A 9,544-nucleotide genomic window follows, 5' to 3' on the forward strand; every position below is an offset into this window, starting at 1 on the left:
TTATAATATTATTTATGGTGATGCTGGTGATGACATTATTAACGGCGGTACAGGCGGTAATGCTATTATCTATGGGGGTGCAGGTGCTGATACCCTCACAGGTGGTCTAGGCCTTGGTAGCTCTAACGATGTTTTTTTATATGGTGCTGTTACAGATAGTACGATTGCCAGCGGTGGTGATACTATTACTAACTTCCATTTTATTGGCTCTACAGTGGACCGTTTAAATCTTAAAGATGTAATGGATTTCAATACTTCAGATATCGCTACTAATTTAGCTAAATATATTCACGCCGAAGCTGATGGTGATAACAATGTTAAGCTTTATATTAAGCACGATGGCTTAGAATCAGGAACAGTAGGTAGTTCTACCGCAGACATGCTTATCAATCTAACTGTGACTAATGCTGCTAATGCTAATGCACTTGCTGCATTACTTAATGATAATAATCTAAACGAGTATTACTTTTAATAAGCGCGCAAAAGCCAGTCAAAAAATTACAATCATTGGTGCGATTGTTGATTTTTTCCTTGCTATTTTTAAAATTATTGCTGGTGTGCTTGGCAATTCTGGCGCACTCATCGCTGATGGCATCCATTCGTTCTCAGATTTGTTGTCTGATGGCGTAGTACTATACGCCACCAAACACTCTGCCGAAGAAGCTGACGAAGAGCATCCTTATGGTCACGAACGCTTTGAGACTGTTGCCACACTAGGTTTGGCAATCATTTTGGCCATTGTTGCTATTGGTATTATTATTGATGGTTTTGAACGCTTAAACAATCCAAGCTCTCTTTCGCACAACACGCTACTTTTAAGCGTTGCTACGCTCTCCATTTTTTCTAAAGAGATACTATATTGGTATACCTTAAAAGTGGCCAAAACCTATAAATCAGATATACTTAAAGCCAACGCTTGGCACCATCGATCAGATGCTTTATCCTCTATTGTGGTACTTATAGGTATTTTAGGTAGCTTGAACGGTTATCGCTATTTAGATGGCATTGCTGCTATCGTAGTTGGTTTAATGATTCTTTATATTGCTTGGAAATTAGGCACAGGTGCAGTCAAAGAATTGGTCGACACTTCAATTGACGCTGAGAAAGTCGAACAAGTTAAAAATGCAATTGGTATGATTAGCGGTGTGAACAGCGTACATTCACTACGCACACGCAAAATTGGTAGTGCTATTTCAGCTGATGTGCATGTACAAGTTGATCCATTTTTAAGTGTTAGCGAGGGACATATTATCAGTGTTAGCGTTGAACGAGTCGCCAAAGAATGTTTAAAAGATTTATCTGATGTTACCGTGCATATTGACCCCGAAGACGATGAGGCAGCAGCACCTTGTGAGCATCTACCTGAGCGCGCAGAAGCGCTCGGTATTCTCAACAAGGCGTTATTCAATAATGAATGTGATGGCGAAATAGAGCGCATCCAATTACACTATCTTGATGGCAAGATTCATGTGGATTTCTTTTTACCAGTCAGCTGCCTATCAACCAATAGAAGTCATAATGACATTTTAGTCAAACTCACTGAAGTGGTTGCTAAGTTGCCAGAATTTGGCAAAATTAAAGTTTATTTTAGTTAAATCATTATTTCTACAAGATGACAAACTTTAGAGGGTATTTTTTCTTTTATCTAAGGCGGATTATCAAAAATACGAAGTTAAAGACAATGATAGGCGTGGCATATCGCACCCGCTAATGCATCCGCTGCATCCTCTTGTGGCGCTTTGTTAAGCTTTAAAGACTCACACACCATATAACTCACTTGGTCTTTAGCAGCATGACCTTTGCCAACAATTGCTTTTTTAATTTGATTAGGACTATATTCCACCATAGGAATATTACGAGACCCCACTGCTGAGATAATTGCACCGCGCGCATGACCTAATTTGATAGCGGCATCTGGATTAGGGCGATCAGGTCGCATAAACGCTCGCTCAATCACCACAATATCGGGCTGATATTTTATAACAATTTCGCTAATACCTTCAAAAATAGTAGTGATACGCTGTGTTAATTCACCTTTAGTGCGAATGCAACCACTGGCAAGATAGCTAAATTTGAGACTTGAAGCCTCAATCAAACCAAAGCCTGTTACTCTTGAACCGGGATCAATCCCTAAAATTTTCATACAAATTATTTTATCAGTGTTGATATAATAGTGGCTTTTATTTATAAGGATAGAATCATGGCAGTATTAGAACTCAACAAAGACAATTTTGACGAAACAATCCAAAAAAATGACATTGTTATTTTAGATTTTTGGGCGCCGTGGTGTGGTCCTTGCAAGCAGTTTGCACCTACTTATGATGAAATTTCTGAGAAGATTGACACCGTTGTTTTTGCAAAAGTTAATACTGAAGATGAACAAGAATTAGCAGGTAGGTTTCAAATTCGTTCAATTCCAACTTTAATGATTTTCAGAGAGAAAGTTACGATCTTCTCTCAACCTGGTGCAATGTCGGGTGCCGATTTAGAAGCGGTTATTAAAAAGGCACAAGCCTTAGACATGGAAAAGGTTCACTCAGAAATCGCCAAGCAAAAAGAAGAAAAATCATCAGACTAAACGCTGATAAAGGACTTTATCAAACCCAACACTAACACCCTCTTTTGTTACTAAAACAGGGCGTTTGATCAGTGTTGGGTTTTTTAATGTTAGCGCTAAAGTGATGTTTTGTTTTTCATTATCATTCAGATTTCGATAAGTAGTAGAGCGTTTATTAATAAGCTTATCCCACCCTACTCCATCAATAAAACTTTGTAAGGTTTGTATATCAATAGGGGTTTGACGAAAATCAATAAATTCAAAGTCAACACCCTGATCCTCCAAAAACTTACCTGCTCTTTTGATGGTGTCGCAATTTTTTATACCATACATTTTTATCATCGTTTTGCTTACCGCTCTAAGGGCGGTGCTCCTGCTTTGTTGCGTAACCAATTAATTGCTTGAAAAGTTGTATTATTACTAATCAATTTTAATTCTAACTTGCGTTTACCAGGAAATTCCATCAAAAATAAACCCAACAAAATAGAAATAATACCTTGACCTGGTGTAACTAGCATAATAATGCCAGCAAGTAACAACACTAAGCCAACAAAGTTTTTAATCGTGGCAACAACAAAATTACAATCACACTTACACTGATGACTCGGTGCAAAATAATTCACAGGAATTTTCCCTAATAAAAAGGGCATTGCCAAAAGACTAACAACAAACACAACCCCTGAAATAACACCCACCATTACCAATATTTCTTCGTATTCAGTGATAAGTTTGCTAATAAAATTTAACATTTAACATTCTAGCAAAAAAGTAACTGGGCCATCATTGGTAAGTGATACTTGCATATCAGCGCCAAAAACACCACTGGCAACTGTTGAATGGGCAAGCTTGATTCTATTTAAAAAATAATCATAGAACTCTTCTGCTAATACTGGCGGTTTTGCTGTGGAAAAACCAGCACGCGTGCCTGATTTAGTATCCGCCACTAAAGTGAATTGGGACACCACAAGCACGCCGCCATTAATGTCAACAACCGATAAATTCATTTTTCCTTGCGCATCAGTAAACACTCGATAAGCCAATAACTTCTTAATCATTTTATCAACTTGTGGTTTTTCGTCGTTTTTTTCAAACCCTAAAAAAACCAAAATCCCTTGTTTAGTTTGTCCGACAATTTGACCGTCAACTTCTACCTTTGCCTTGCTCACTCGCTGAATAAGTGCCTTCATTATTTTGACAAATATAAAAAATTAGCAATAGAATAAAACGATTCTCTCATCGCCAAAAGCAAACAAACTCTATCCCTTCTAAGCTCTAAATCGTCATCAAGCACCCTAACATTATTAAAAAAATCATCAATAGCAGGTTTCAATTCTAAAAGAGTATCTATGATAACTAAATAATCTTGTTGATCTTTATCTATTTTTATCCAGAGTTTCGTACATGCATTTAAAAGATTTTCATCAAATTGATTGGTAAACTCTATATCTCTATAAGTATTTATGTCGCTACTATCTGTCCTTCTACTTATACCTATAGATGAATAAGTACATCCAACAGGCATATCTTCAGAACTAATATCTTTAAATATACTTACAATACGCTTGTTAGCCTCAATCAAACTTTTTGAATCTTCATTTTGCACAAATTTGTATATTGCTTTAATGCGTAAGTGCCAATCATAAATAACATTGCTAGAGCTTTTTATTGCTAATACAGCCCTTACAACTGATTTATCAATGCCTTGTTCTTGATAATACATCTCTAAACGACCAACAATAAAATCATAAATTTCTTGAATAATTTCTTCGCCAAATTCATACAACTTAACTGATTCACGAATCAATTTAAACAAATCCAACTGTGATTTTGACTCAATCATCATCCGTAACAAACCCAACGCCGAACGCTTGAGCGCATAAGGGTCTTTTGAGCCAGTGGGTTTATGCCCAATACCATAAATACCCACAATACTATCAACTTTATCAGCAATTGCAACACATAAACCCTCTTTTGTACAGGGCAATGTATCGCCTGAAAACCTTGGGTGATAATGCTCACTAATAGCACTTGCAACCACAGGGTCTTCACCATCATTAAGTGCATAGTATCCACCCATCACCCCTTGCAAATCAGCAAATTCACCCACCATATCCGTGATTAAATCTGTTTTTGATAGCAGTCCTGCGCGGGCACTGTGCTTTGTATTTGCACCAATAATATCAGCAATATAGGTAGATAATGTTCCAATGCGTTTGGCTTTCTCACCCATTGAGCCAAGTCCATCCATAAACAACACACTGTCTAGTTTTGCAATTCTAGACTCTAAAGTCCTTGATTTATCTTGCTCCCAGAAAAACTCTGAATCGGTTAATCGTGGACGAATGACACGCTCATTACCATCAACAATCACCGATAAATCGCTAGATTCAATATTTGCCACCGAGATAAATGCAGGCAATAATCTACCCTCATCGTCTATCATGTGAAAATATTTTTGATGTGATTTCATCGCAGAAATCAATGCTTCTTCTGGCACTTTTAAAAATCTTTCGTCAAAGCCCCCTGAAAATGCACAAGGGTATTCAACTAAAGCACAAACTTCATCCAATAAGGATTCATCAATAACAGCCGTTGCGTTATTCTCACTCGCTACTTGCATCACTTGATTACGAATGGCTTGCTTTCGAAGGTCAAAATCTACTTCAATTTGCGCCTTATCAAGCAAAGTTTTTTGATAATCTTTGGCATTATTAATGCTAAATACCTGCTCACCCGTAAAACGCAGTCCACGAGTGCTATTACCACTATCAAGACCCATAATATTTGCCTTGACTATGTCGCTACCCAGTATCATGACCAGCCAATGCACAGGACGCACAAAATTAAAGTCTAAATCACCCCAACGCATTGCACGAGTAATAGGGATATTTTTAATCGCTGTGTCAACAATATTTTCTAACAAATCTTGCATTTTTGAGCCTTTTTTCTCTTGTGTGAAAAAATAATAATCCGTGCCTTTAAGTGCTTTTTTATCTAAGGCATCAATTGCCACACCACAAGATTTGGCAAAGCCTTCAATCGCCTGTGTAGGCGCACTAAGCGCTGGACCTTTGCGCTCGATAATTTGGTCTTCTTGCTGACATTGTAAATTATTAACCAAAACCGCTAGGCGTCTTGGTGTAGCAAAAGATGTAACCTTATCAAAAGACAAATTCAACTCGTTGAGTTGCTTGGTCAAATTACTACTGAGTGAGTTTGACAGTTGTTTTAGTAATTTAGGTGGCAATTCTTCGGTGCCAAGTTCTAATAAAAAATCTTGTGTATTCATGTTATTTAACTATTTGAAATCTTAACTTTCCATCCTTTAAATCAATCATCACCGAGTGTCCTTTTAGCTTATTTGGCACCACTTCAAATTGTTTGTAAATACCCGCAATGGCAACCAACTGTGCATTAAACGAGTGAATAAAAATAGTGGCGTTTTCGTCACCATCTACACCTGCAAATACCTTGCCACATACCTCCCTATAAGCAGAAATACAGCCATGTGATATCACTTCTCCATCAAACTTGACAAGTCCTAATAATACCAAATCACTGTATTTAGCAAAAACCTGCTCTGACGAGGCAACTTCATTAATCACAATTTTGGGTAAACGATGTTTTTCGTTTTGTGCTACTTTAGATACCGGTATAGACTTAGATTTTACTTCTTTATTCAACTGCTTAAGTTTTTTATCTTCTTCTAATGTCACAGCTGGCTTATCAAATACTACCAAACCTGAAAACCTAGCAAAATCAATCAACTCTTTCACTTTCGAGCGAATGCCGATGGTCACCATGTTGTTTTGCGTTAATATCTCTATCAATACTGCCAATTCATTTGCTTGAAAATGCTTATTTTCAATCTCTAAAACAACCGGTGCATACTGAAACTTATCTTTATCAACTTCTAGCAAACTGGTAATTTCATCAAAGAGTTTTTCGGTGTTTTTGCTCGGTACTTTAAGCGCATAAAATGCCTCACTTTGTATTCGCATTTCAACCAAGTTTATTTTTTCTTTTTCCATTAGATTAATCTCTCCAACCTTGTGTGCAATCTAAGAAATGCCAAACGCGTTTCATGCCCACTTCACCGCTCAACATTAATTCTAATGGTGCTTTGTGCTTAAATTTTTTAACGCCTCGCTTCAACCACAAGCTCGCATAATCGCGATTAGCTGGATAAGTCGTGCCTAAAGACTCATGAATACCTAAAATCATTTCAGCGCGCTTAATTGAAGTCTCATCAAAATCAAAAGACTTATCACCCCTTCTATATAAATACAAATGCCTTGGCTTGATTGACTTTAAACCCAACAAAGTGATTTGTTCTTGATCCGCCAATTGCCAATTTTCCATTACTTGCGTCAAGCTAAATGTTAATTGATTTTTTTGTTCTTCAGTCATTTTTTTAAGCTTCTATTTTGATAAAAATTAAATATTATATTACGCTCAAAAATACTCTTATCTGGCGCACTCGGTAATGGTGAGGCTTTGTTTACTGCTCGTATAATCGAGTTTTTAAAAGATGTTTCTCTGCTTTTGTTATTAACATTGCAAGATTTTAATTTAACACTTTTAACAACACCGCCCTTATCTTGCACAATATGCACTTCACAAGTCCAATCATCTTTTGCGCCTGAATAACGCCATTGACTGTTAACTCTTGAAGCAATTTGAGTGATGTAGTTTACCTTAAGTTCATCCAAAATACTTTTCTGAGCGTCTTTTATCTTTTGCGCTTCTTTTAACTGAGACGCCTTAGTCAGATCGCGCTTTCTTTGTTCTTCTTTAAACTTTTTGGCTTCGGCTTTACGCTGTTTTACAATTTTTTGTTTTTTCTTTTCTGCGGTTTTAGCTTTTTTCTCAGCTATTTTTCTTTTTCTCTCAGCCTCTTTGGCTTTTTTCTCAGCAAGTGCTTTGGCCTGCTTTTCTTTTTTCACCTTGGCCTTAAGTTTATTGATTTTTCTTTGTTTTTGATAACGCTTATCTTCTAACTCTTTTAAACGCCTTTGTTCACGCTTGAGTTTTGCTTGTTTCTTTTTTTGCCCATCAAGTAATCGCTGTGTTTCTTTCTTAATTTCACTCAAATCAACCGTTACTGCTTTCGGGATGGCTCTAGAATTGACTTTTTTAAGCCTCTCTTCTGGCTCTTGCTCTACACGCTGCACACTAGAAAAAAGCAAGCCAACAAACAGCACAAGATGTAATGCCACAGCCACAGAAAAAGCAACTGGATGGTGTTTAGCAATCTTAGGTAATCTGATTTTTTGAACAAAGTCTTGCATATAACTACTCATCTGACTCAGTTACAATACCAACTTTTTCAACACCATTTTTTTGCAAAAAAGCCATTAATGCAATCACTGCACCATAAGCAACTTCTTGATCGCCTCTAACAAAAACTCTCATCTTTGGAAAAACCTGCAATCTAGCTTGCACGCGTGCGGCAATCTTGCCTACTGACAAACGCTCAGGCTTGGCACCTGTTATAGAATTGATAAAATATTCACCATCACGATTAATACTAATAATGCTCGGCTGTTGCTCAGTAAAATCTACCGCCTTTGTGTTAGCATTAGGTAAATCTACTTCAATGCCTTGTTCAAGAATAGGCGTAGTCATCATAAAAATCACCAACAACACTAACATTACATCAATATAGGGAACAATATTAATATTCGCATCTGCGTCTGCTCTAGTGCGTTTTGGTAGTGCTATCATATTTTCTTAGAAATAAATCCTATTATCTTTGGAATATGACAAACATTTTTTCAATAAAGGCGGTGTATTGATGACTGATATCACCAATTTTAGATGACAGACGATTGTAAGCAATGGTCGCTGGAATCGCGGCAAACAAACCAAAGGCAGTTGCAATGAGTGCCTCGGCAATACCTGGTGCAACTACCGCAATACTTGCCTGTTTGACAGACGCTAAGCCAATAAAAGAATGCATAATACCCCACACTGTGCCAAATAAACCAATATACGGACTTGAAGAGGCAATCATGGCCAAAATACTTAAATTACTATCTAGACGCTCAATCTCACTATTCGCTGTAGTGTTCATTAGGCGATAAGCACGCTCAGCATTTGCTTGCTTGTCACCCAATTCTAAGTGGGTAAACTCCTTATAACCTGAAGAAAAAATATCTGCCATTGTGCTGCTACTTGGTATTTGAGATTGTAACTCATTGAGTGTTTTATCTGTTGAAAAATACGCAGAAAAGTTTTTAATATCCCTTTTAGAATCCAATAAAATTTTCTTTTTAGATAAAATAACAGTCCAAGAATAAATACTCATCATCACCAAAATCAGCATCACTAATTGTACGACAAAATCAGCCTCTACAATCAAACCTAAAATACTAATACTATCATTGACACTAGCACTATTAACAATAGTAATATTATCCATCTATTTTCTCCTTTATCATAAGTGGAATACCGCAAGGCTTAAAACTATCAGCATGTAAACACGCCACAGTTACTTGCGCTTCGAATAATACCTGATTTTGCCCTGAATGCATTATTTTCTGTGTAAAAATCAAACTGGCACGCCCTACTTTTTTAATCAAAGTTTGCACCGTTAATAAATCATTAAATTTTACAGGTAGATGATACTGTGCATTGAGTCTACGAACAGCAAAAATCGTATTATACTTGGCAATAAGCACATCTTGATCAAAACCCAAATCACGCAAATACTCACTACGCCCTCTTTCAATAAATTTTAGGTAATTGGCATAATACACCACACCGCCGCTGTCTGTATCTTCATAATAAACTCTAATACTTATCTCATTCATTGAACAAATCTTCATTCTTAATTACAAGTGTTTAATTTTAGCATTTTTTTAAAGTTTTTCATTAATCCACAAATAGGAACAATTAAAATGAGGAAGGTCTTGCCTTCCCCACATTAAAATTCAAAGTCTTTAGAGGACAAAATAATATTTTTATTATTTAAGGACCTGCCAT

General features: G+C 36.7%; 14 protein-coding genes. 3 read left to right on the forward strand and 11 right to left on the reverse strand.

Annotated features, from left to right (window positions below; all coding sequences use genetic code 11):
* Both BAZSYMA_RS05195 and BAZSYMA_RS05200 read left to right on the forward strand, forming a co-directional pair.
* A partial coding sequence (locus tag BAZSYMA_RS05195; RefSeq protein ID WP_143243114.1) for a type I secretion C-terminal target domain-containing protein occupies nucleotides 1–472 on the forward strand: 472 nt, incomplete at its 5' end.
* Nucleotides 473–503: 31 nt separating this feature from the next.
* Nucleotides 504–1,595 carry a cation diffusion facilitator family transporter gene (locus BAZSYMA_RS05200; protein ID WP_307838431.1) on the forward strand — a complete coding sequence of 364 codons (1,092 nt, stop codon included), beginning with the start codon at nucleotides 504–506 and terminating at the stop codon, nucleotides 1,593–1,595.
* Between the two features lie 77 nt (nucleotides 1,596–1,672).
* Here the strand turns inward: BAZSYMA_RS05200 and ruvC are convergent, their stop codons facing one another.
* Nucleotides 1,673–2,143: a crossover junction endodeoxyribonuclease RuvC gene (ruvC, locus tag BAZSYMA_RS05205; RefSeq protein ID WP_090716365.1), complete on the reverse strand. Its 471-nt coding sequence runs from the start codon at nucleotides 2,141–2,143 to the stop codon at nucleotides 1,673–1,675.
* Nucleotides 2,144–2,200: 57 nt separating this feature from the next.
* Between ruvC and trxA the strand changes: the two genes are divergently transcribed.
* Entirely contained in the window at nucleotides 2,201–2,578 is a 378-nt protein-coding gene (trxA, locus tag BAZSYMA_RS05210; protein WP_090716368.1) for a thioredoxin, read from the forward strand.
* Here the strand turns inward: trxA and BAZSYMA_RS05215 are convergent.
* The 10 genes from BAZSYMA_RS05215 to ybgC are packed head-to-tail and all read right to left on the reverse strand — an operon-like array spanning nucleotide 2,570 to nucleotide 9,387.
* Entirely contained in the window at nucleotides 2,570–2,899 is a 330-nt protein-coding gene (locus BAZSYMA_RS05215; RefSeq protein WP_090716370.1) for a Spx/MgsR family RNA polymerase-binding regulatory protein, read from the reverse strand. The genes trxA and BAZSYMA_RS05215 overlap by 9 nt on opposite strands.
* Nucleotides 2,900–2,907: 8 nt before the next feature.
* On the reverse strand, nucleotides 2,908–3,306 hold the full coding sequence (locus BAZSYMA_RS05220; RefSeq protein ID WP_090716373.1) for a PGPGW domain-containing protein: 399 nt from the start codon (nucleotides 3,304–3,306) through the stop codon (nucleotides 2,908–2,910).
* On the reverse strand, nucleotides 3,307–3,744 hold the full coding sequence (gene dtd, locus BAZSYMA_RS05225; protein ID WP_090716375.1) for a D-aminoacyl-tRNA deacylase: 438 nt from the start codon (nucleotides 3,742–3,744) through the stop codon (nucleotides 3,307–3,309).
* Nucleotides 3,744–5,846, reverse strand: a complete 2,103-nt coding sequence (gene glyS, locus BAZSYMA_RS05230; protein WP_090716377.1) for a glycine--tRNA ligase subunit beta — start codon at nucleotides 5,844–5,846, stop codon at nucleotides 3,744–3,746. The genes dtd and glyS overlap by 1 nt, the downstream gene beginning before the upstream one ends.
* Before the next feature lies 1 nt (nucleotide 5,847).
* Complete coding sequence (minC, locus tag BAZSYMA_RS05235; RefSeq protein ID WP_090716380.1) at nucleotides 5,848–6,588, reverse strand: septum site-determining protein MinC; 741 nt, start codon at nucleotides 6,586–6,588, stop codon at nucleotides 5,848–5,850.
* A gap of 4 nt (nucleotides 6,589–6,592) precedes the next feature.
* The gene (locus BAZSYMA_RS05240) at nucleotides 6,593–6,967 is read right to left on the reverse strand and encodes a DUF2384 domain-containing protein (protein ID WP_090716382.1); all 375 of its coding nucleotides are present in this window, start codon (nucleotides 6,965–6,967) and stop codon (nucleotides 6,593–6,595) included.
* Nucleotides 6,964–7,860, reverse strand: coding sequence for a cell envelope integrity protein TolA (gene tolA / locus BAZSYMA_RS05245; RefSeq protein ID WP_237731575.1), 897 nt, complete (start codon nucleotides 7,858–7,860; stop codon nucleotides 6,964–6,966). The genes BAZSYMA_RS05240 and tolA overlap by 4 nt, the downstream gene beginning before the upstream one ends.
* Nucleotides 7,853–8,284: a protein TolR gene (gene tolR / locus BAZSYMA_RS05250; RefSeq protein WP_090716384.1), complete on the reverse strand. Its 432-nt coding sequence runs from the start codon at nucleotides 8,282–8,284 to the stop codon at nucleotides 7,853–7,855. The genes tolA and tolR overlap by 8 nt, the downstream gene beginning before the upstream one ends.
* Nucleotides 8,285–8,306: 22 nt before the next feature.
* Nucleotides 8,307–8,981 carry a protein TolQ gene (gene tolQ, locus BAZSYMA_RS05255; RefSeq protein WP_090716386.1) on the reverse strand — a complete coding sequence of 225 codons (675 nt, stop codon included), beginning with the start codon at nucleotides 8,979–8,981 and terminating at the stop codon, nucleotides 8,307–8,309.
* Nucleotides 8,974–9,387 carry a tol-pal system-associated acyl-CoA thioesterase gene (gene ybgC, locus BAZSYMA_RS05260; protein WP_338152905.1) on the reverse strand — a complete coding sequence of 138 codons (414 nt, stop codon included), beginning with the start codon at nucleotides 9,385–9,387 and terminating at the stop codon, nucleotides 8,974–8,976. Before ybgC ends, tolQ begins: the two co-directional genes overlap by 8 nt.
* Nucleotides 9,388–9,544 lie beyond the last annotated feature (157 nt).

The organism is Bathymodiolus azoricus thioautotrophic gill symbiont (genome assembly GCF_001298715.1).
Lineage (GTDB): Bacteria > Pseudomonadota > Gammaproteobacteria > PS1 > Pseudothioglobaceae > Thiodubiliella.